Source organism: Prevotella sp. C561 (genome assembly GCF_000224595.1).
GTDB classification, from domain to species: Bacteria; Bacteroidota; Bacteroidia; order Bacteroidales; family Bacteroidaceae; genus Prevotella; species Prevotella jejuni.
On sequence record NZ_JH114147.1, the window covers coordinates 116,583 to 137,935 of the forward strand.

18 protein-coding genes are annotated in these 21,353 nt (G+C 41.6%); 6 read left to right on the forward strand and 12 right to left on the reverse strand.

Annotation, left to right across the window (positions count from 1 at the left end):
• Positions 1–162: 162 nt before the first annotated feature.
• Positions 163–2,238 (reverse strand): TonB-dependent siderophore receptor, encoded by a 2,076-nt coding sequence (locus HMPREF0666_RS10205; protein WP_009012296.1) that lies wholly within the window; start codon positions 2,236–2,238, stop codon positions 163–165.
• Positions 2,239–2,460: 222 nt separating this feature from the next.
• On the opposite strand from HMPREF0666_RS10205, the gene xpt reads away from it, so the two are divergent.
• From xpt to HMPREF0666_RS10230, 5 genes are all read left to right on the forward strand, one after another.
• Positions 2,461–3,033 carry a xanthine phosphoribosyltransferase gene (gene xpt / locus HMPREF0666_RS10210; protein ID WP_009012297.1) on the forward strand — a complete coding sequence of 191 codons (573 nt, stop codon included), beginning with the start codon at positions 2,461–2,463 and terminating at the stop codon, positions 3,031–3,033.
• Positions 3,034–3,270: 237 nt separating this feature from the next.
• Complete coding sequence (locus tag HMPREF0666_RS10215; protein ID WP_009012298.1) at positions 3,271–4,614, forward strand: nucleobase:cation symporter-2 family protein; 1,344 nt, start codon at positions 3,271–3,273, stop codon at positions 4,612–4,614.
• 310 nt (positions 4,615–4,924) lie between these two features.
• On the forward strand, positions 4,925–5,377 hold the full coding sequence (locus HMPREF0666_RS10220; RefSeq protein ID WP_009012299.1) for a hypothetical protein: 453 nt from the start codon (positions 4,925–4,927) through the stop codon (positions 5,375–5,377).
• Positions 5,378–5,526: 149 nt separating this feature from the next.
• Entirely contained in the window at positions 5,527–6,090 is a 564-nt protein-coding gene (locus HMPREF0666_RS10225; protein ID WP_009012300.1) for a DUF4251 domain-containing protein, read from the forward strand.
• A complete protein-coding gene (locus HMPREF0666_RS10230) occupies positions 6,087–7,196 on the forward strand; it encodes an energy transducer TonB (protein WP_009012301.1) in 1,110 nt (369 codons plus the stop codon). The genes HMPREF0666_RS10225 and HMPREF0666_RS10230 overlap by 4 nt, the downstream gene beginning before the upstream one ends.
• A 360-nt stretch (positions 7,197–7,556) precedes the next feature.
• Here the strand turns inward: HMPREF0666_RS10230 and HMPREF0666_RS10235 are convergent, their stop codons facing one another.
• From HMPREF0666_RS10235 to HMPREF0666_RS10285, 11 genes are all read right to left on the reverse strand, one after another.
• A complete protein-coding gene (locus tag HMPREF0666_RS10235; RefSeq protein ID WP_009012303.1) occupies positions 7,557–9,038 on the reverse strand; it encodes an MBOAT family protein in 1,482 nt (493 codons plus the stop codon).
• Between the two features lie 33 nt (positions 9,039–9,071).
• On the reverse strand, positions 9,072–9,824 hold the full coding sequence (locus HMPREF0666_RS10240) for an SGNH/GDSL hydrolase family protein (protein ID WP_009012304.1): 753 nt from the start codon (positions 9,822–9,824) through the stop codon (positions 9,072–9,074).
• 9 nt (positions 9,825–9,833) lie between these two features.
• Positions 9,834–10,583 (reverse strand): exodeoxyribonuclease III, encoded by a 750-nt coding sequence (locus tag HMPREF0666_RS10245; RefSeq protein ID WP_009012305.1) that lies wholly within the window; start codon positions 10,581–10,583, stop codon positions 9,834–9,836.
• Between the two features lie 56 nt (positions 10,584–10,639).
• Entirely contained in the window at positions 10,640–11,245 is a 606-nt protein-coding gene (locus tag HMPREF0666_RS10250; RefSeq protein WP_232214096.1) for a DUF4840 domain-containing protein, read from the reverse strand.
• A 75-nt stretch (positions 11,246–11,320) separates the two neighbouring features.
• Positions 11,321–11,950, reverse strand: coding sequence for a DUF4840 domain-containing protein (locus HMPREF0666_RS10255; RefSeq protein WP_232214097.1), 630 nt, complete (start codon positions 11,948–11,950; stop codon positions 11,321–11,323).
• A 47-nt stretch (positions 11,951–11,997) separates the two neighbouring features.
• Positions 11,998–12,591 carry a GTP cyclohydrolase I FolE gene (folE, locus tag HMPREF0666_RS10260; protein ID WP_009012308.1) on the reverse strand — a complete coding sequence of 198 codons (594 nt, stop codon included), beginning with the start codon at positions 12,589–12,591 and terminating at the stop codon, positions 11,998–12,000.
• Positions 12,592–12,658: 67 nt separating this feature from the next.
• Positions 12,659–13,324, reverse strand: coding sequence for an SPOR domain-containing protein (locus HMPREF0666_RS10265; protein WP_009012309.1), 666 nt, complete (start codon positions 13,322–13,324; stop codon positions 12,659–12,661).
• A gap of 97 nt (positions 13,325–13,421) precedes the next feature.
• Positions 13,422–15,542, reverse strand: a complete 2,121-nt coding sequence (locus tag HMPREF0666_RS10270) for a BT_3928 family protein (protein WP_042856269.1) — start codon at positions 15,540–15,542, stop codon at positions 13,422–13,424.
• Positions 15,535–16,083, reverse strand: a complete 549-nt coding sequence (locus tag HMPREF0666_RS10275) for a DUF1599 domain-containing protein (RefSeq protein ID WP_009012311.1) — start codon at positions 16,081–16,083, stop codon at positions 15,535–15,537. The genes HMPREF0666_RS10270 and HMPREF0666_RS10275 overlap by 8 nt, the downstream gene beginning before the upstream one ends.
• An 808-nt stretch (positions 16,084–16,891) precedes the next feature.
• Positions 16,892–18,934 carry a hypothetical protein gene (locus HMPREF0666_RS10280; protein WP_009012312.1) on the reverse strand — a complete coding sequence of 681 codons (2,043 nt, stop codon included), beginning with the start codon at positions 18,932–18,934 and terminating at the stop codon, positions 16,892–16,894.
• Positions 18,935–18,986: 52 nt separating this feature from the next.
• Positions 18,987–19,151, reverse strand: a complete 165-nt coding sequence (locus tag HMPREF0666_RS10285; protein WP_009012313.1) for a hypothetical protein — start codon at positions 19,149–19,151, stop codon at positions 18,987–18,989.
• Between the two features lie 599 nt (positions 19,152–19,750).
• On the opposite strand from HMPREF0666_RS10285, the gene HMPREF0666_RS10290 reads away from it, so the two are divergent.
• Positions 19,751–21,175 (forward strand): CCA tRNA nucleotidyltransferase, encoded by a 1,425-nt coding sequence (locus HMPREF0666_RS10290; RefSeq protein ID WP_009012314.1) that lies wholly within the window; start codon positions 19,751–19,753, stop codon positions 21,173–21,175.
• The last annotated feature ends 178 nt before the right edge of the window (positions 21,176–21,353 follow it).

Genomic DNA, 21,353 nt, shown 5'->3' on the forward strand with positions numbered 1-21,353 from the left:
TCAGTCTGTAAAAAGAAAGTCTTTACGATGACGACATACCGTTATAAATAAAAGTATCATCACGAAGGTAATGAATTATTCTTCGTGATGATAATTATTTTTCTTCATGAAAAAAATATTTATTGTCGTGAAGAAAAATATTTTTTTCATGAAAATAATTCGCTAAAGGTTCAGACTTACACCTGCAACGACCCATGCGCCTGGCTGTGGAACGTTCCCATAGTCAACGTAATGAGCCCCAAATAGATTGTTGGCTTCGATGTATGCTGTCCATGTTGAGGCTTTCCAACTCATTCGACTGTCCACAACTCCATAGCTCTTATACCTTTGTAGCTGGTTGTTAGTGTCGATATAGTTTCCCATTCGGTGTTGGAAGCGATAGTAGAAACCAAGATCAAGGTTGCGCCAGAGGTTCAACTGAAGATTGCTGACAAACTTGTTCTTCAGATATTCCAACGCATACTTACTTACATAACCTTGATTATCAACCTTCTTCTGGTGGATGTAGCTATAAGCCACGCCAAACTTCTTAAAGAACTTTTGGGAAGGAAGAAGCTGATAGAGGTCGAAGTCGAGTGAAGCCTCGGTTCCGAAATGCTTTATCTTACCGAAATTTACACTCTTCCATAGCACTGCTCCGTTGGCATCTAATGTCCCATCACTAATCCAGTCGATAAGGTTCTTGTGATTGTTCCAGTAAAGGCTTGCCTTAGCAGTGACACCTTTGTTGTCGTATTTCACACCTGCCTCGAATGCAGAAAGTTCTTCCGGACGGAGATGCTTGTCGGCTTTATGTCCGCCAACAGAGTAGAATAGCTCGGTGAAAGACGGCATGCGGAGTGATGAATTGTAGGAAGCGTATAACTTCCAAGCGTCTCCAATGCGATAACTTGCGTCAACGCCTGGGTAAACATGCATAGGCATGTCTGCTTGACTGTTCTTGACAGCTGTCAAACCAGCCGACAGCGTGAAGCGGTCAAGGATGATATTATGCTCAAGAACAAACTGAATATTCGTGCGATTCAGCCCTACGGTGTAGTCTCTGTCAGTCCCGTGGATATGCTTTGGACGAGAGAGAGGTTCGCCAAGGTTACCACTTACGAGGTCTTCATTGCGTAGTTCTGCAGCGAAGGCAGTACGTCCAAGGTTCCAATCAAAGTAAGCATTGAGGTTAACACCATATATATCAGTGCGATGATAGTTGAATGGATACTTGTTGGCAGCACCTCGGAAGAGTTCGAAACGGTCCATATTGCGGTTCCAATAGATAGAAGGACGGATATGGAAGCGGCCCCGTAGGTTCTCTGCTTGAATGGCTGTGAAGGTCTTGAAAGTGTGTTCAAACTGGTCATCGTACTTTGCTGAATAGAAAGTATTTGACCCAAAGTCTTTCAGACTCATACCGGCATGCCAGCGTACGACCATGTCTTCATCTATATAATTACCTTGATAAAAGGCCTTTGCAGTGCGGTAGTCGGCGTTGAGGCTGTCCGCCTTGTTACGAAGATAGCCATCACTGCGTGTGTAAGAGGCTGATAGCTGATTGTTCCAGTGGTCTTTTGACGCAATATTACCACGTATGCCAGCACTGAGATAGCCGTAGGAACCACCTTCAACATGGGCAGAGAGACTGGTTTTTTGTGGAGTTCTGGTTACGATGTTTATAGCACCTAATAAAGAAGATGTACCATAAACGCGGGCTGCTGGGCCCTCAAGGACTTCTATTCGTTCGATTTCACTGATGTCTACAGGGAAGTCAAAGGAGTTATGTCCCGTCTGTGCGTCACAGATATTAATACCATTAAGGAGGATAGTGATTTGTTCTGAGTTGCCACCACGGATACTTACGTCGGTTAAAGCACCTATTGGACCCTTCTGTCGGACGTCAACACCGACGGCATACTTCAACAAATCGTTTACACTTTGTACTGGTGCCGCTTGGATATCCTCACGACTTAGTACAGTTACCATTCTCGCCTGCTGACTTACTGTCAGTGGTGCTCGTGTTCCTGTCACGTTCACTTCCTGCATCAAGACACCTCGGTTGGCGAATGTTGAGTCTGTCTCTGCCTTCTCAGTCTTAACGCTAATGCCCTTGGCTGTAGCGTTCTGTAAGGTAGCGACACTCAGTACACCAATCAAAACCTCCTTGCCAAGAACGGCAAAGAGCGAGTAGCCGTGATTAGAGAAGCGTTTGAACTTCAGAACACTGCGCTTTTGATTTTTTGGTTTGTACATATTTTATAATTAAATAAAAGGTCGGAAGGGTAAAAGACCCTTACCGGCAAAACGAGTGCAAAAGTAATAAAACTTTTTTGAAGAGCGTGGGTAAAACGATAATTATCAGCTTTTATGCAAGTAAGACATAGAAAAAAGCATCGTTTATGTATGTTATATTTGAGATTTTTACTACTTTTGTAGGCAATTAATTATCGAAGTAGAAAAACGATTAATTGCACAATGAAAGCATTACGTGACCGTATCCTAAAGGATGGAAAGTGTTTCCCAAATGGTATCTTGAAGGTAGATAAGTTTATTAATCACCAGATGGACCCTAATTTGATGAAGCAGATTTGCGTGGAGTTCATCCGCCGCTATGCATCAACAGAAATCAATAAGATTATCACAATAGAGGCGAGTGGAATCGCACCAGCCATTATGATGGGTTTTCTCCTTGACCTTCCAGTGGTCTTTGCGAAGAAGAAGAAACCCTCAACGATGGGTGACATGCTTTCAACAACGGTCTTTTCGTTTACGAAACAAAGGGAGTATCATGTCGTAATCTCCAAGGAGTACCTTGGTAAAGGTGATAAGGTGTTGTTCGTAGACGACTTCTTAGCATACGGTAATGCGGCAAAAGGGATTATAGACCTTTGTAAGCAGGCTGGCGCAGAACTGGTTGGTATGGGCTTCATCATAGAGAAAGCATTCCAACATGGGCGTGAGGTGATTGAGGCGGAAGGCGTTCGTTGTGAGAGCTTAGCTATCATCGAGTCACTTGATAACTGTGAGATTAAAATGAAAGAAGTATAAATAAGGTGGGCTTGTGTGCCCACCTTTCTTATTATATAATGTAGTCTTCGTCTATTTATATAGTGGTCTTCGTCTTGAGGGAGTGTCTTTTGGAATTATAGAAACGTCTTTTAAGTGACTCCTGCATATATACTCAGTTAGTGTAAAGATAAACTTTGGTAGAGCCAAAGTTGCTATCTTCGTTTTATAAAAGTATGGTATCTTACCTTCAGTTATAGTATTTAATAATAGAAAAGAATGGAAAAGTCAAAGGAACTTATCTATGGTCTGAATGATCGTCCACCGCTTCGTGAAACCGTCTTTGCTGCTTTGCAGCACCTGTTAGCCATCTTCGTAGCCATTATCACACCTCCTCTCATCATCAGTTCGGCGTTGAAATTCGACTTGGCGACCACTGGTTACCTCGTGTCAATGTCTCTCTTCGTGTCAGGCTTGGCTACTTTAATTCAGTGTCGTAGGTTTGGTCCGATTGGTGCTGGCCTCCTTTGTATTCAAGGAACGTCCTTCTCTTTTATCAGTCCAATCATAGGAGCAGGTATGCTGGGTATGGTTAATCATAAGATGAACGTCGAGTTGGGACTCAGTTACATCTTCAGTGCCTGTCTCGTAGCTTCAGTTGTAGAGATGGTTGTGAGTCGTCTCCTACCTTATACACGTAAGATAATCACGCCATTGGTGTCAGGTATTGTCGTTACCCTTATCGGTATGTGTCTTATTAAGGCTGGTATCAGCTCCTGTGGAGGTGGTCAGACGGCCATAGATAACCATACATTCGGTTCTATGCGCTACCTTGGTCTGGCCTTGTTGGTACTGGTTAGCATTATATTCTTCAATCGTTCAAGCAACAGATTCCTACGTATGGCGTCCATAGTATTGGGCTTACTGATAGGTTGTGTGGCTGCTTATGCACTCAAGATGATAGATTTCTCAACGCTTAAAGGTAGTGGTGGGATTATTATTCCAACCATTTTTAAATATGGGTTTAGGCTTGATTGGGGTGCAGTCATTGGTCTTGGGCTCATTTACCTTGTAACGGCAGTTGAAGCTTATGGCGATATTACAGCCAACTCGCTTATCTCTGGCGAGCCTGTTGAGGGTCCTGTCTTCTTGAAGAGAGCACAGGGTGGAGTGTTGGCAGATGGTTTCAACTCCTTATTGGCCGCTGTCTTCAATAGTTTCCCTAACTCTATCTTTGCTCAAAACAATGGTATGATACAGCTTACGGGCGTTGCCAGCCGTTATGTGGGCTATTTCATAGCAGGTGCATTAGTACTCTTAGGACTCTTCCCTGTGGTTGGTAGGGTGTTCTCACTTATCCCTGCTCCTGTTTTAGGAGGTGCTACCTTGTTGATGTTCGGTACTGTTGCCGCTGCAGGTATTCGTATTATTGCTTCAACAGAGATTACTCGTAAAGCAGTGTTGGTCATGGCTATTAGTTTTGCTATGGGTCTGAGCGTAGAGTTAGTACCTAATATACTTGATAAGATGCCCGCTATGATTAAGACAATCTTCTCAAGTGGTATCACGACAGGTGGCCTTACTGCTATCATTGCCAATGCTCTTATCCGTATTAAGGAATAGACGACGGCGATGCTTAACGACTGTGAATCTATCGCTATTCACGTGTTCTCAGTAGATGAAAGGCAGCTGTAGGGAACAGTGTTGTGGCTGTTTTGTCATGAAGAACAGTCTCCTTTTCTGATAAAGAAATCCTGTTTCAGAACACTTTTATCCCCTAAATACTGCTGCAAAAAGCATATTTTTTAGTAATCTTTCGGTACATTCTCCTTTTTAATGTTTATCTTTGCAAAAGATAGAAGGAGAATGTACCGATTGCATTTCTCCGTGAACTTAAATAGAGAACTCCTTAGAAAAGAAAAGTAATAAGGCTATGTCAAATCAGAATAAACAGCATAAATTTAGAAAGTCGTTGACCTTTAAAGTCCTTTGTGGGCTGGTTGTCCTCTTGGTCTTAGGGTTAGTTTATAATTTCATCGTGGCTGCCGACGATGCTCCCATGACTGAAGAAGAGCAGGAAGAGGTACAACAACGTAACGCAGATAGGGACACGATTGATATTGTCGGTAATTATCTTTGGCCAGACATGAAGCCTTCAAAGGAAAAGGAAACGACCGATGAGGATAAGACAGCTGATGCTGAGAAAGATAAGAACGATAAAGATGATAAAGGCAAGGCCTCATCTGAGAAGGAACAAGCAACCCATCATGATGCTCCTATTGCTGCTCCTGCACCAGACATAGCTCCTTCTTCTGACCTCCCTGCCAAGCAGACAGCTCCATCTATTGAGAAGATGGATGCGCCAAGGATAGAGAAGATAGAATAGTCTGGCGACTTTTAGATTTGAAAAAAAAGTCTTTAAGGTTCATACATTCATTTTTTTATGTTCTATATATCGTCTTGTAAACATGTTCTGGATCTTCTTGAACAAAGGAGAGTGGATTTATAACGACTTAAAAGAAAGAGAGGTAGACAATGAAAAGGTTATTTTTATTTCTTTTTGTAGCGGTCCTTATTGCAGGTTGTGCTACTACCTATTATGATTCCGAAGGTAATCCTGTACCAAAGGAGAAGATGAATCAGTTGCGAACCGCTGCTGTGAAGGCTCACTTAGGAGAGCATCGTTATCGCATCTTCGTCGATCGTATGTATCCAATGCGAGGTCCTGCAGTCTATTTACAGTATGATTGGGGGATGGAGGTGAGCGGTGACTCTGTCGGTCTCTTCCTCCCTTACTTCGGTAGAGTCTATCAAATTCCTTACGGACGAGGCGGAGGCTTGAGTCTTGTTGAACCTCTAACGAGTTATAAGGAAGAACCGATGAAGGACGGACGGCGTATCTTCATGACAACACGTAATGATTTTGAGAGTTATCAGATAGTTCTTGAAGTATTCGACAATGCTACTGTCTCACTTATCGTCAACCCCAGTGGAAAGGAGTCTATCAGCTTTTCTGGTGTGATGGAACTCAACGACTCTTTTACGCCAAAGGGTGTTAAGACAAGTAAGAGACGGCAGACAACATTTATGAAATTATGATTAACCGACTTTATACTTTGTTCCTGTCACTGTTTGTAAGCCTTGTGGCCTACGGACAGACGGCAGGAACAATTGCATCTAAGGATGCTATGCTCTATGATTCGTCGCGCCATCTGTACGAGAAAGGCAATAAGCTGACGATTGTCTCTAAGGATTTGGAATGGCCAAAAGGCTTGGGTGGTTCTGTGCTGACCGAGTTACAGCAATATCTTACGGCCTTCTTTTTTGGGCAGGCATCAGATAGTTACGATGCTGGATGGAAGCAGTTTGAGTCCTTACAAGGTAAAGAAGTGCATGCGATAAAGGACGATACGGGGACAGAAAGGCGTTATTATGATATGGGTTTGCGCTGTCTATGGTTAGAACAGGGACGGTATGTGTCTTTCCTTGCCCGTCTGGAGGAGCGTAACGAGACAAGTGTTATTACGCAAAAGTATTCTTATTTCACCTTTGACCTTATTAATAAGAAGGTGTTAACACAGAAGGATGTGTTCAATCAGACACGTATGTGGCAGGATGCTAACATTCGTAATCAGTTCTGTGAACTATTAGATTATATGGCGAACACGCATACAGCAGACTCTATAGACTGGGATCACCTTCCTAAACAGTTTGCTTTGGAAGGACAAAACATACGCTTCGACCTCGGTGTAGACAAGAGTGGAGGGGTTTATTCAGACGTGACTGATGACATGGTTGACGTACTTTTCTCTAAAGACTTTAAGCGATGGATGAAGCAAAAAGTATCAACTGAAGGCAATACAAATCTTCCTATGGAGGCTGTATATACTACTTTACCTACTGACTCGGTGTTCCCTGAAGTCTTACCACAGTTTCAAGGGAATGTAGCGGCCGCTATTGGGCAGAGTCTTTCCTATACGAGTATTACTCCCGAAACGACTCCTGTGACTAAAACTTTCGTCTCTTTTATTGTCAATTCGGATGGTTCATTGAAAGATATCACCTTTCTAACGGTTAATAACATCGAGTTAAATCGTGCTATTGCAGCAGCTCTTCAACTGTTGACAGGCTGGAAACCTGCTATGCACAATGGTAAACCTGTGGCTTGCAGATATAACCTCCCGCTTATTCTTCATTTCCAATAAGCGTCGTTATAAGCTCCATAATGATTTGTTTCATTTGTTGTCTTCGGTGGAAATAACGGCAAACAAGCTGCTAAACGGGTACAGTTTGGGGAGTAAAAATGTGTATTCTTTGTGATTCTTCATTATCAGAAGTGAAATATTTTCATGACAAGAAACATTTATTTTCATGAGTGGAAATATTTATTTTCATGAAGAAAAATATTTTTTTTCATGAAAATAATTTGAAGAAGGGGAGGGACAAGTCTTTTTCTGTTGGACTTGTGACTTATAGTCTTCCTTTAGAAGACCCATTGAAGACGGTGGTCTTAGCCCTATAAGTGCCACTATAATGGCATAGTTGTCGGTCCTCTTGGGGCTTACTTAGAATTGTGTATAGATGAAAGGTTGAATACTATGGTGACTGAGGTTGATTACCAACTGCAGAATAACAGCAAAGATACACAGCTTTACGAGCCATGAAGAATTGATAAACTTACTTTGCAGCCAGTTATAGTCAGTCTCTCGAATACTATGAAGTTCTAAACTTATGAGAACAACGGCCAACCACAGGGGGTATTCCTTTAGGAAGGTGTAAGCGTCTGTAAGGCTTACTGTATGCAGGATATTGTTGATTAATGTCGTAGCAGTCGTCATGTCCGCCGCACGAAAGAATATCCATGCAAGAGAAACATAGCTAAATGTAATAAACCAACTGATAGTTTTGGTGTATTTATTATCTGGTATCTTATTCAGACCATTGTTTCGACAGAACTTATGAATGACCAGTCCAATACCATGAAGTACGCCCCATACAATGAACATCCACGATGCGCCATGCCACAGACCAGCCACAATCATTGCTAAGAAGCTATTGAGATAGGTGCGAAGTTCGCCTTTCCTGTTTCCTCCCAATGGGATGTAAAGATAGTCACGGAACCATGTGGAGAGGGCTATGTGCCAACGATGCCAGAACTCAGTGAGGTTCAGACTCTGATAAGGGAACCTGAAGTTGTCTTTTAATTCGTATCCCATCAGTGCAGCAACACCAATGGCAAGGTCGCTGTAGCCTGCGAAATCGAAGTAAATCTGTACTGAGAAACCTAATACGCCCATCAGGTCACCGAAGCCACTTTGGCTTGCTGGGGCATCAAAAACAATGTTATTATATTGTGCGATATAGTCGGCTATGAGGGCTTTCTTTATTAATCCGCAGATGATGAGCCATAGTCCTTTATAGACAAGGCGGTCGTCGATCTTATTTCTCAGTGTTTGGGCCTGTGGAAGTAATACCTCAGCACGGGTGATAGGACCAGCGATAAGGAGTGGAAAAAACGTAAGGAAGAAAGCGTAGTCAATCAGTTCTGCCGTCTTGGGATAGCGCCCCTTATAGACATCAACCGTGTAGCTGATAGCTTGAAAGGTGAAGAAAGAGATACCGACAGGCAGTAGCATCTTCTCAGGAGAGAAATTACTACGTAGGAGTTCATGGAATATCTCAAGGGTAAAGTTTGTGTATTTGTAGTAGAGTAGGGGGATTAACTCTGTCAGAACGACGAGGGCAAGTCCAATTTTACGCACCTTTCCCCGTTTTAATCGCATCATAAAGCGAGTGAGATACCATGAGCTAATGGTGATGATAGGCAATAGCCACATCAATATTCCATTCGCTTTGAAAGCAAAGAAAAGGCTGAAAGCAATGATGTAGACCTTAGTCCACATCGGTCGATAGCGGTTTAATCCGATGTAAATAGCGAAGAAAACAAGGAAGGAAACCATGAATGGAAATGTACACAGCGACCAGTTCTTGTCTTGTGAAGACAAGAAATCGAATAAGGCGGTTGTCAGCTGTGTTATCTCTGCCATCTATCAATCGTTTAAGTGCTGCTTCTTTCCTATTTAATAGCCCTCGAAGGAAGGTTGTAAAAGCTTTGTATTCGTAGCCTTGTGATGGGCTTTGGGTTTATTAAGTAGCAGTGGGTTGGCACACTCCTTACTCCTAATAAACTTCGCAGCGGTATCCATCCAGTAGGCTGCTGCAGCCCAAGTAGGGTGATAATGGTCGCTACCTCTTTTGAGTTTAAGGTTACGACTGTCGAAGAAATGGCCCTTCCCAACATTCTCTTCTATAACATCATTGATGCCAGTGTCGCCGTTCCAGTTAGAAGGACTTATCCATACGAAGGGGAGATTACCTAACTTTTTAACCAACTGCTGTACGTATTGCGTGCGATTGGCAAGGTCGTTGATGAATAACTCATTACTTCCAAGACAGATAAGGACGTAGGTTGGCTTGTATTCAGCAATGAAGTGCTCTAATGTTTGGGTTGTTCCCCAGCGTTCAGTAGTAGAACTATACCAGATGACGGTATATAGTTTATGGCCGTTCTCACCTGCATAATCACCCAACCTACGTGATAGTCCTTCGACCATAGAGTCTCCTATAAAAAGGATAGTCTGGTTGCGACGCACCTTCTTAACGGTATGCTTTATGGGTTTTGACTTTTCAATAAGTGGTTGACTGAGGTTGGCAAGGGTAATTTTACGGATGGTATAGCTGCCCATAGTTATCTCTGTTGGGATAACAGCATAGACAATAATGGCTGCCATGACAGCAGCCATCAAGAGTAATGTCTTTATCTGGGCCTGCATACGAGCGTCTTATTTCAAGGTGATCTCTATAGGACAATGGTCGCTTCCCATAATCTCTGTATGAATCTTGGCGTCTTCGAGGCGGTCTTTGAGGCGTTCTGAGATGAGGAAATAGTCGATACGCCACCCCGTGTTCTTCTCTCTTGCACGGAAACGATACGACCACCAAGAGTAAGTAACCTTCTCTGGATAAAGGGTACGGAAGGTGTCGATGAAGCCATTACTTAGCAACTGGGTCATCTTCTCACGCTCCTCATCCGTGAAACCAGCATTCTTGTGGTTGGTTTTTGGGTTCTTAAGGTCTATCTCCTGATGGGCAACATTCATGTCACCGCATACGATAACGGGCTTAATAGCATCGAGTCTGTGAAGATAAGCTTGGAAGTCTTCTTCCCACTTCATGCGATAGTCCAATCGGCGAAGTCCGTCCTGTGAGTTCGGTGTATAGACGGTTATGAGGTAGAAATCATCCATCTCGAGTGTAATCACACGTCCCTCATGGTCGTGCTCATCAATATCAATACCGTAGGTGACGTTCAACGGCTTATGCTTAGTGTAGATAGCGGTACCAGAATAGCCTTTTTTATCAGCGTAATTCCAGTAAGATTCATAACCAGGAAAGCTGAGGTCGAGTTGTCCTGCTTGCATCTTCGTCTCTTGAAGACAGAAGAAATCAGCGTTTAAGTCCTTGAATTGTTGCTCAAAGTCTTTCCCTACGCAGGCGCGAAGCCCGTTTACATTCCATGAAATAAACTTCATTGTATTTCTTTCTTAGCTGTTATTCTTAATTAAACCTTAATGAACTTGTTGTTGTCTTATATCTTTCTTCCTATAAGAGAAAAGCTGACAGGTGTGTCAAAGTCGTCTTGTTTAGTTGCAGTTGCGTGTGCCTTGTCTATTCTCACTAAGCTGTTTATAGTGAATTGTATTGTCATCTCTGATCTACTCATCGTGTAGCTACTATTAAACAGATTATTCTTAAAGGTGACAACGCCTGTTAACTCGTAGGTTTCACTGCCTGTTGTTACATCAAACTTGAAATTATGTGATAAGTTGAAAAGCACGTAGTCCTCTTGTGGTAGGAGTGTTGTAATATAGAATTTTAGGGGTGCTTTCTTCGCATTCAGCAGGGTTGTGTACAATGGAGATGCCGTATTCTTTGATACACCATTCGCTAACAAATTATAAGGAAAGTCGTTAACTATAATAGTAGAGTTCTTGTTTGCTGTCCAAGTGATTATTGTCAAAACTGAGTTGGGTGTGTTATTATCAGTTCTCAAAGTACCATTATAGGTGCCGACCATGTTGTTGAGCGCTTGTTCCGCAGTCTTTTCTGCGTCAGGAATATTGTTGTCTTTTGAACAGCTTGCCGCAAACAATGTTATTACAAGTGCACAAATGGCTATTGTTATAAGTTTCATATTTCTTTTCATGCTCTTCCTTCTTTTGACGTACTTGTACGAAGCCCTGTTGAATAGGCTTCGTACAAGTTACATTTATTGCTTTTTGGCTCTTAGATAGTATGTTATTGGCTTGTCGAAATCTTTCTGCCATTCTCTTACTCCACCATTCTTATGTTTCTTAATTAGTCCCTCTACTGTAAATTCGAGGTATAATTCTGATTCATTTATATTATAGTAACTCTTGGATATAGGTTGAGCTTTTTTGATTGATCCTACTATTTCATAATCTGCATTTGGTGCAGAAAGTGGTGCGTAGAAAAGAAGGTCTATATTCAATGACATGCGGTTGTCGGATATGTCTGAACCTGCCATGACAATATAAAGAGGTGCATCTTTAACGTCTAAAAGTGTCTGAAATAATTCTGACATTTTCCCAACAACTCCTTGTTTTGAGACACCACTTGCTAATGTCGCGTATGGAAATTTCTCGATAATAATATCGTGGTTCTTATCTATCTTCCAACTAATTTTTTGTCCAAAAGCTCCTTCTGTACCAGTTTCTGTCGTGGTAGAGAAACCTAATGTTCCTTTATATTCTCCTACCATGTGGTTAAGAACTTGTTCAGTAGTCTTGGGATAGTCAACTTCATTTTTGTCACTTGAGCAGCTGGCCGTAACTGCTAACATTGTAACTGCACATAAAGCCATAAAGGCTGTTTTCATTGTTCTTTTCATTTTTTTGAGTTTTAAAGTTTATAATAGTGTTTTAATTATATTCTCTTGGTCTCACCACGCAGCAAGTCCATGAACTCATTACGTGTTTTACTTGATTCAAATACACCGCTATAAGCACTTGTTGTGGTGATAGAGTTCTGCTTCTCCACGCCACGCATCTGCATACACATGTGTTTTGCTTCGATGACAACCATCACACCTTGTGGCTTCAGTGTATCATTAATACACTGCATCACTTGTTCCGTTAGGCGTTCCTGCACTTGTAAACGATGTGAGAAGATATCTACAACACGTGCTATCTTGCTCAAACCAGTAATATATCCTTTCGGAATATACGCCACATGAGCCTTCCCATAGAACGGTAGTATGTGGTGTTCGCACATAGAGAAGAAGTCAATGTCTTTGACTATAACCATCTGATTATACTTCTCTTCAAACAAGGCATCGGTCAATACTTTATGTGGGTCTTGTGTATAACCACGCGTAAGTACCTGCATTGCCTTTGCAACACGCATTGGAGTCTTCTCCAAACCTTCTCTTTCTGGGTCTTCTCCTAAGAGAGTAAGCACCTGCTTGTAGTGTGATGCAAGTTCGTCTAACCCTTCTCGGAATGGTGATTCAGGAATCATATTATTATAGTTTCTTGTTAATTGTATATGTTCTGGTCCTTCGCCCTATTAATAAAAGGTAGGGCCTTTAGTTATTTACGACCTGAGATGTCTTAATGGTTACCATCATACGGATGACATTGGCATGTGGATAACCCTCTGTACGGAGTGTCCGCATAATCTTCTTAGCCGCATTATAGTTTGTGAAATTACCCACAAGACACATCCAACGGGGCGAATAGAAATGTACGTAAACGGGCTGGTCTGGGAATAGCTCCTTGGCTTTCTGACCTGCCTTGTCAGCCTGTTGATGAGCAACACGAGTGTTACCACCGCTATAAACCTGTACACGGAAGCCCCTAACCTTCTGTGTTCCTTTCTTAATACGTTTGGTCACAATCCGCGTCTCGTCTACTTCATCCCATGAAGGAACGTGCGGTCTTCTGACTAAACGTTTGACCATCTTGGTCCTAACTGGTTGTAAGGTGCTATTGTCTGGGCGTGCTATCTCTGGCTTATGCTCGTTTAGCTTCGGGACAGTCAGCTGTCTCGTGTCTGGTGTCTTGATGTTTTGACGTGCCGTCTCGTTTTGACTCTCTACTTTCTGTCGGTCTTTATTATTTTTCTTTGAAGCTTTCTTACCATTCACCAATGCGTCAATCTCGGCACTCTGCGATACCGTTACCGACCCTTGGGCATTAGCAGCCACAATGGATGTCAGCATAAGAACTATGATTGTAAGGAGTCTTTTCATTCTTTAGTCTGTGATAAGTGAAACAGAGGTTGTATCAAAGATGCCAATGGTTGTTGACCGAGTGACAGATTGATACAGCCTCTTAGATATTCTTTAATTACTTCTTCCAAGCGTCGATGATAGCCTTGAAGTCAGCAGCCTTCAGTGAAGCACCCCCAATCAAACCACCATCAATGTCTGACTTACTGAACAACTCTGCTGCGTTGCTTGCGTTACAGCTACCACCATAGAGGATAGATGTGTCTTCAGCAGCCTCTTTACCATACTTATCAGCAACGATTGAGCGTATATAAGCTAACATTTCCTGAGCCTGATCAGATGTAGCTGTCTTACCGGTACCGATAGCCCAGATTGGTTCATAAGCCAAGATGATGTTCTTCCACTCCTCAGCTGTGAGGTGGAAGATTGACCCCTCGAGCTCAGCCTTTACTACCTCGTTCTGCTTCTCAGCCTCGCGCTCCTCAAGAGTCTCGCCGCAGCAGAAGATAACCTTCAATCCGTTAGCCAAAGCCAACTGTACCTTCTCTTTGAGAATCTCTGCTGTCTCACCGTAGTACTGGCGACGCTCTGAGTGACCAAGGATTACATACTGTGCACCAGTGCTCTTTACCATAGCGGCAGAAACCTCACCTGTGTAAGCTCCCTTAGCCTTATCAGCACAGTTCTCAGCACCGAGAGCAACGCCCTCAGCGTCTAAAACTTCTGCAACACTTGCAAGGTGAATGAATGGAGTACAGATAACAACATCACAGTTAGGCTTCTCTGCCTTCAATGAGTCGTTAATTTCCTTTGCCAAAGCAACACCTTCTTGCAGGGTCTCGTTCATCTTCCAGTTACCTGCTACAATTTTCTTTCTCATTTGTCTTTTACGTTTTAAAAGTTGATATAATCTATTTGATTGTTCTTTCTGTATTATCCATTGCTCTTTCTGCTTAAGCCATTCCTCCCGTTTTCTCACCCATCTTGTCCATGACCAGATGCGATCTGCAACAATGAGAAGGGTCAGTGGGAAGATATAGCAAATAAGTATCAGTACTATCTTTGTCCATGTCTCATTCTCTGGTTCGCGTCCTATCTCTATGAGTGACAATGGTGCGTTTAGTTCTGCTTGTTTGGGTAGGTCGTTATGACTCCACTTGTTGATGATAGTACCTTTGTAAAGCAGTACTAAACCAGGGTTACTACGGATGATAGTCTTTAAGGTTGTACCATCAGTTGTGTAGAAAGGATACTCTGCTCCAGTGATGTCTCGCCAATGTTTTACGGCTTTATCCGTACTTGCTGTCAATCCATAGAAGCCATATCCATTCTCCTTAGCATATTCATAGATAGCATCTATCTCACCAAAATTACTATCGTCTGCACGTTCCAATACAGGGGCAATGAGTAGGAAGGTATATCCATCCTTGTTTAGTATGCTGTCAGTAAGGTCCTCTCCCGTCTTTTCGTCTGTAATTGAAAAGTCGTGAATAGGTGGTTCGTAACCCTTTTCAAGTATCTCTTGGTGTGTATCTTTGAACACCCATGTAGAGTCATTGTAAGGGTAATCATTCTCAGTGAACTCTTTTGTTACGCCATTCTTCTCACAAATGAAGGTCGTCTTATAAGTTGTTAGCTTAGCCCCTTTAGGAATTTCCATCCCTTTTTTGATATTCTGTCCGATGTAATAAGGACGGAAATCAAAGATAGGCAGATGATAAAGACTCAGTGTGGAGGCTGTGACAATGAAGACAATCGTGAAATAGAAAGCTATCCACTGGTTTGTCTTTGACACAAAGCGCACTTGATAAAGCGGCCAACATGCAAGGATGATAGCTGCTGTCAAGAGGATAAGATTCTTAATGAAAGTCTGCGTGTTCGTAAGGTGAATGGCATCACCAAAGCAACCACAATCCTGTATCGGGTTGCTTACAGTAAGCCATAGGGTCACGAGCGTCATCACTACCATCATGATGAGTGATAGCTTGCTGGCGAGTCGGCGACGTATAGCAAGCAAGAGCATCACACCCAAGGTGAACTCTATTGCTGATAGTCCGACAGATAAAATCAATTGTGCCCAGTCTGGAATATATGCCGACAACTGTGCTGCCTCTAAGTATTCTGCAATCTTATATTGCGAACCTAAAGGGTCAATTGCTTTGACGAAGCCCGAAAAGATGAATGTCAAAGCAAGTAGTGTGCGGCTTAAGTTTACCAGTATGGACTTTAATTTATTCATGTAGTTTGATTGCTCCAAAGACTGCGTAGTTCATTATATCCATGTAGTTGGCATCGATACCCTCGCTAACAAGCGTTGCTCCACCAAGGTCTTCTATCTCTTTGATACGCTCGATCTTTGTCAAGATAAGGTCGGTATAGCTGCTGACACGCATATCGCGCCATGCTTCGCCATAGTCGTGATTTTTCTTAATCATTAATTCGTAGGCCTCTTTTGCGTATCTGTCGTACAGATCTAAAGCTTCGTCAGGGGTCATATCGACGCTGTCAACAAAGCCTTTCTCCAACTGGATAAGTCCTACGATACTGTAGTTTATCAGCGCGATGAACTCTGGACGAATACCTTCACCTACTAAACTCTCACCCGTAATCTCCAAAGAACGGATGCGTTTCGCCTTGATAAAGAGCTGATCAGTAAGGGAAGATGGGCGCAGAATACGCCATGAAGCACCATAGTCATGGAGCTTCTTTTCAAAGAGACTTCTGCACTCAGCGAGTACATCTTGAAATTCTTGCTGTGTCTTTGTCAGTTGACTTGCCATAGTCTTATATTGATTTGACTGCAAAAATACGTAATTTCGCTGTAATAAACGAATGAATTAACAACTATTCCTGTCTTTAAGGTTGGTTCGTAAATCATTGTGAGCGATTGCAACAAGGACTTGAATATCCTTTGCCAATCTTTGTGTTGAAGATAGATCCGTGTCTTTCGGACGGATTACAAGGCTTTCTGAGGGTCTTAACCCTAAGTCTTTTTGAGAGAACTCGTATGCCTTAAGGTTCTTCCATTAGTTTATTGGTTGTGAATAGAATAAAGGGTTATACACTTGTATGGTATTACTTTCTTATATCTGTTGGTCTCACAAAGGTGGATAAACTGCAGGGTAAAATACAAATAGATACCCTATCTATTCGTCTTCTGCAAACAACTTATTTCCTTTATTGTGTGATGTTTGTAAAATATTTTATGCAGTTCGAAGCCAATATATGCTCTTTTGGCTTCTAAAAGACGGCTAATTAGCTTGTAGAAGGAGCCCTTTTGAGGTCTAACTAAGGCCCTTTTGGAGTCTAATTAGGCACCTTCTTTGGGCTACTTTATAACTAATTGATTTTCTGTTGGTTGTATACTCACTTTTTATCAGTGTTTTTGCCTTTATTTATAGATGTTTTATACGGAATTATGTAATGATTTTTCAGAATCTTATCTACGGATTTGATGTTTTTAAAAAAGTCTTGTTATCTTTGTAATACTTTGTCTAAAACCATTTGAAAGACTATAAAACGGAAGAGCGGGAACGCCTGTTAGGGACATTCCCGCTCTGTGGATGTATGTGTAAACGCAGTATAGTTTTATGGTGCTACTACTACTTTTACCCAACTATTAGTGTCATCGTGATTGGCTCTGTCATCGTTAGCACTTTCTTTGAATGGCTTTACTTGTTCCAGTTTAGCCTTTTGTGCAGCAGTCATTGTGACAGTAATGTTTGCTAAGAAGCCATTTGGCTCTTGACTACCAGCATAAAACTTCGCCAAGTTTGTCATGTGACGTATGTCAAATGATGAAAATCTACAATGCGCAATACTTAGCTCTTCTAACTTTGTATTGTTCGATAAGTCGAGAGATGTAAATGGGATAAAGGTTGTTCGCAAATATATTAAGTTTGGATTATGCGTTACATCCAATGCAGACATCTCCCTTACATTATATAAGTCAAGCTTTGTGAGGTTTGGATTGTTTGATACATCCAATGAACCTACATGTGTATTTGATAGCTGAAGTTCTTTCAAGTTAGCACCAGCAGCAGACAGTCCTTTGATTTCTTTTACTGCAGCACTTGCAAGATTGACATCCCTTAGGTTTGTCATCTTACTGAAGTCATAGCTTTCAATCCTTGAACCTGAAGCCCAAAATCTCTGCAGCTTTGAGTTATCTGACAACCCTATGAAGCTCTGAAGACTACCATTAGAGAGACCATTAAAGTCGTTCAAGTTCGGTGAATTGGTGGTATTGATAGTCTGTATATTAGGACTATAATATGTCTGTAATGTTGATAATGCAGGCATATTGCTTGCATCAACCGACTGAAGGCTGTTGTTATTATACAATGCGAATAAGTTGAGCTTCGTGTTACCACCAGTTACAATTTCTGTCATTCCATCCAGATGATGCGTTTGTAACTGTGTTATCTTATCCAATCCAGTCACATTAATCTTGGTGACCAATGGGCTACCACTAATTACTATTTGTCCAGTGAGCTGTGGATACTTGTTGAGATTAAGCTCTCCTGCAAGATTCTTGTTACCTTGAAGGTTCAGTCCATTAATATTACGATAGTATTGTAGCTCATCAATTGATGTGAAGTTGTCTTTGTTATTTACTTCTAACATTCCCTTGTAAGAAAGAATCTTCTCCAAGTTGTCTGCCGCATAAATATCCAAGTGACCATCTGCGGTTCTTGTTAAGCCTGAAACTTTCGCACCAACAGCCTCAATCAGACCCTGGTTTTTGAGGATGAAAGCCTTAGCCTTAGACGCATCAAGCGTCATCTCACCGAGGTCGTAAACCTTGGCACGCTGAATGTTGATTTCTTGCTTAACCTTCTTCAAGATAGCTTTACCATCCTGCATGATAAAGACAAGCGTCAAGCCCTGTGAAAGCTTTTGTTCTGGGAGTGCTATATAATATGCCTTATTCTCCTCAAGAGTGCCAGACTCGGCTTTGAGGTTTACCACTGGAGAAGCCGTAGTGAACTCGTTTTTAGCCGCACTAATCTTTCCATCATTAGCAAAAGTGATGGTTGACTTTAAGTTACCAGCAAGGTTCTCCTGCCCAATAGCAAGTAGTTTCACTTGTTTTACGTCAGAAGTTCCTTTGATGGTAAAGCGGAGCAAACCACCAACATTGTATGCAATGAATGGTTTTCCACGCTGTGGAATGATACCAACAGATACATTCGCCTTTGGATCAAATGTGCCTGCAATAGCGTTCTGATCCTTTGGAAAGTTGTATTCGTATATTGCTTGGGTGTTACTGTTTGCTGAAATCTTTGCATCCTGCTGATAAGGATACATCATGAAGTATGATACGTTATTGACATCGGGTGCTTTTCCCCAGAAATGTACGTCATTTCCTGCGGTAGGGGTTGTGAAAGGATAATTCTTGGGTTGGTTTCCTTTAAATCCAATACCAATCTTATCGTTTGCTTGCCAAGTTACAGTTGCGCCGTCTGAGCCAAGTACTGTACGTGTGACAGGCTGTGAAGATCCTGCAATAAAGCTCATCTCAACGAGATTCTCACTGTCACTGTCGCTGTTTCCGAAGTCGTCTTGAGAACATGATACTGTGATAAGTGCAAGTCCTAAGCACAGTAAGTATGCCTTAAAATGTTTCATATAATTCTTTTTGATTTTTTGTTCGTTTTGTGATAAGCTTAATCCTTTGTGGTTAAAATGGTGAGTCGTCATCAGTGCCATCTTCAACTCTGAGGTTAGGATCGTGAGTTTCTGTAAATCCCTCGTGCTGAGTACCATGCGCACTATCCATTAAGAAATCACCTTCTGTCTCTATTTTGACCAGAAGGGTAGATGGTTTTTGATATACTTTCTTCATTTTTTCTCCTTTTTGTTATCCTATTTACTCTCTTTGGATATCATAGTTTCCTTTTGTTTCTTTTGTTATCCGTGACCGACTTCTTTATGTCTTTTACTTTGGCGTCAGTCCTTTTCTCCTGAATATCTCTGTTAGATGGAGTCCTTAAGTACTGATATCGCAAATTCGTATTCGGTGGTTATTTTATCTTTACACGGTCTTAAAGACTTATTACCAAGTCCTTTACCGTCGCTTTTTTTAGTGGGTTGCAAAGTTAATCATTCTTCTGTAAACAGTAAAAAAGCTTATTGGAAACTTTCTAAAACGAAATTTTAATTAACGTATTGGTCGTGATTAAACATCTTTTGTTGTGATATATTAACATTTGTCTAATGGTACTTTCCATTTAAGTTTGGCCACTTTTGTAAGCGTGAAGATGAATGTTGTGTATTCTTTTTACCAATTTACTTGATTTACATCATGCTTATCTATACTCGTAACTTGCGTTATTGTGAAAATAGTTAGTTGTAAAAAGCGTATTCCCCTACTTTTAGTCTTGTGAGAGTTAAGGAAATTATGTATCTTTGCATGACTCTTATTATTAAAGATAACATTATTTTATGCGAGATCTTTCAGATGCCGAATTGGCACAGCTTATAGATAAAGACATATTCCATCACATCTCATCTGCAGCAGATAAACTTGGCTTAGAATGTTATGTTGTAGGTGGTTACGTGCGTGATCTGTTCTTGGAGCGTCCGTCAAACGATATTGATGTTGTGGTTGTAGGAAGTGGTATTCAGGTTGCAAGTGAGTTAAAATCCATCTTGGGGAGGAAGGCGCATTTGTCAGTCTTTCGTAACTTTGGAACAGCGCAAGTAAAGTATAAGAACTTAGAGGTGGAGTTTGTCGGGGCACGCAAGGAAAGTTATAGCCACGACAGTAGGAAACCTGTAGTAGAGAATGGCACATTAGAGGATGACCAGAACCGCCGTGACTTTACGATAAATGCGATGGCTGTTTGCTTGAATAAAGAACGCTTCGGCGAGTTAGTAGACCCATTTGGAGGCATTGATGACCTGTGGGATGGAATTATCCGTACTCCTCTCGATCCAGATGTAACCTTCTCTGACGATCCATTACGTATGATGCGCTGTGTTCGTTTTGCTACACAGCTTAATTTCTTCATAGAGGATGAGACCTTTGAAGCCTTGGAGCGAAATGCAGAACGAATTAAGATTATCAGTGGGGAACGCATAGAAGAGGAGTTGAATAAGATTATGATGACGGCAACTCCAAGTAAGGGCTTTATTGAGTTATACCGCTGTGGACTCCTGCAGCTTATTCTGCCAGAACTTGTTGCACTCGATGTTGTGGAAACAAAGAATGGTCGTGCACATAAGAATAACTTTTATCACACCTTAGAAGTGTTGGATAATATTTGTAAGCATACGGATAATCTATGGTTGCGGTGGGCAGCCTTGTTACATGATGTGGGGAAAGCAAAGTGTAAGCGATGGGATACAGTGGCTGGGTGGACCTTTCATAACCACAACTTTGTGGGTGCAAAGATGGTCCCAACAATCTTCCGACGTCTGAAGCTCCCGATGGATAGTAAGATGAAATATGTGCAGAAGCAAGTAGACCTACACATGCGTCCGATAGTCATAGCCGATGAAGAGGTGACTGACTCAGCCGTTCGGCGATTGATGAATGATGCTGGTGATGATATAGACGACCTGATGACACTCTGTGAAGCAGATATAACAAGTAAGAATGCGGTACGAAAACAGCGCTTCTTAGATAACTTCCGTATTGTTCGTGAGAAACTAAAAGACCTGAAAGACCGTGATTATAAGCGTTTGTTACAGCCTTGTATTGACGGTAATGAGATTATGGAGATGTTTAATCTGAAGCCGAGTAGAGAGGTGGGAGAACTGAAAAAGACATTGAAGGATGCTGTTCTTGATAATAAGGTACCCAATGAGCGTGAGCCACTATTAGCTTTGTTACAAGTAAAAGCAAAAGAGTTAGGATTGATATAAATAATAAATGTTAAAAAAGTAAGTGCTTGTTCGATGTCAATGGATAAAAATGTGTATCTTTGCATACCGAAAACTAAAACACTTAGTTTTGGTTTTATAAGGGCTTAGACTTACTGATAAAACCCCTTAGAGGTACATAGTTAGAGTCTTACTATTTGTGAGAAAGAATATAGAAAAA

Bases quoted from the DNA above. Each gene is read 5' to 3' on its own strand.
- HMPREF0666_RS10270 (WP_042856269.1), bottom strand. From the start codon at position 15,542: ATGAATAAATTAAAGTCCATACTGGTAAACTTAAGCCGCACACTACTT.
- HMPREF0666_RS10265 (WP_009012309.1), bottom strand. From the start codon at position 13,324: ATGAAAAGACTCCTTACAATCATAGTTCTTATGCTGACATCCATTGTG.
- HMPREF0666_RS10220 (WP_009012299.1), top strand. From the start codon at position 4,925: ATGTCAAATCAGAATAAACAGCATAAATTTAGAAAGTCGTTGACCTTT.
- HMPREF0666_RS10205 (WP_009012296.1), bottom strand. From the start codon at position 2,238: ATGTACAAACCAAAAAATCAAAAGCGCAGTGTTCTGAAGTTCAAACGC.
- HMPREF0666_RS10285 (WP_009012313.1), bottom strand. From the start codon at position 19,151: ATGAAGAAAGTATATCAAAAACCATCTACCCTTCTGGTCAAAATAGAG.
- HMPREF0666_RS10240 (WP_009012304.1), bottom strand. From the start codon at position 9,824: ATGCAGGCCCAGATAAAGACATTACTCTTGATGGCTGCTGTCATGGCA.
- HMPREF0666_RS10255 (WP_232214097.1), bottom strand. From the start codon at position 11,950: ATGAAAACAGCCTTTATGGCTTTATGTGCAGTTACAATGTTAGCAGTT.
- HMPREF0666_RS10290 (WP_009012314.1), top strand. From the start codon at position 19,751: ATGCGAGATCTTTCAGATGCCGAATTGGCACAGCTTATAGATAAAGAC.
- HMPREF0666_RS10235 (WP_009012303.1), bottom strand. From the start codon at position 9,038: ATGGCAGAGATAACACAGCTGACAACCGCCTTATTCGATTTCTTGTCT.
- HMPREF0666_RS10245 (WP_009012305.1), bottom strand. From the start codon at position 10,583: ATGAAGTTTATTTCATGGAATGTAAACGGGCTTCGCGCCTGCGTAGGG.
- folE (WP_009012308.1), bottom strand. From the start codon at position 12,591: ATGATTCCTGAATCACCATTCCGAGAAGGGTTAGACGAACTTGCATCA.
- HMPREF0666_RS10225 (WP_009012300.1), top strand. From the start codon at position 5,527: ATGAAAAGGTTATTTTTATTTCTTTTTGTAGCGGTCCTTATTGCAGGT.
- HMPREF0666_RS10215 (WP_009012298.1), top strand. From the start codon at position 3,271: ATGGAAAAGTCAAAGGAACTTATCTATGGTCTGAATGATCGTCCACCG.
- HMPREF0666_RS10230 (WP_009012301.1), top strand. From the start codon at position 6,087: ATGATTAACCGACTTTATACTTTGTTCCTGTCACTGTTTGTAAGCCTT.
- HMPREF0666_RS10275 (WP_009012311.1), bottom strand. From the start codon at position 16,083: ATGGCAAGTCAACTGACAAAGACACAGCAAGAATTTCAAGATGTACTC.
- HMPREF0666_RS10280 (WP_009012312.1), bottom strand. From the start codon at position 18,934: ATGAAACATTTTAAGGCATACTTACTGTGCTTAGGACTTGCACTTATC.
- xpt (WP_009012297.1), top strand. From the start codon at position 2,461: ATGAAAGCATTACGTGACCGTATCCTAAAGGATGGAAAGTGTTTCCCA.
- HMPREF0666_RS10250 (WP_232214096.1), bottom strand. From the start codon at position 11,245: ATGAAACTTATAACAATAGCCATTTGTGCACTTGTAATAACATTGTTT.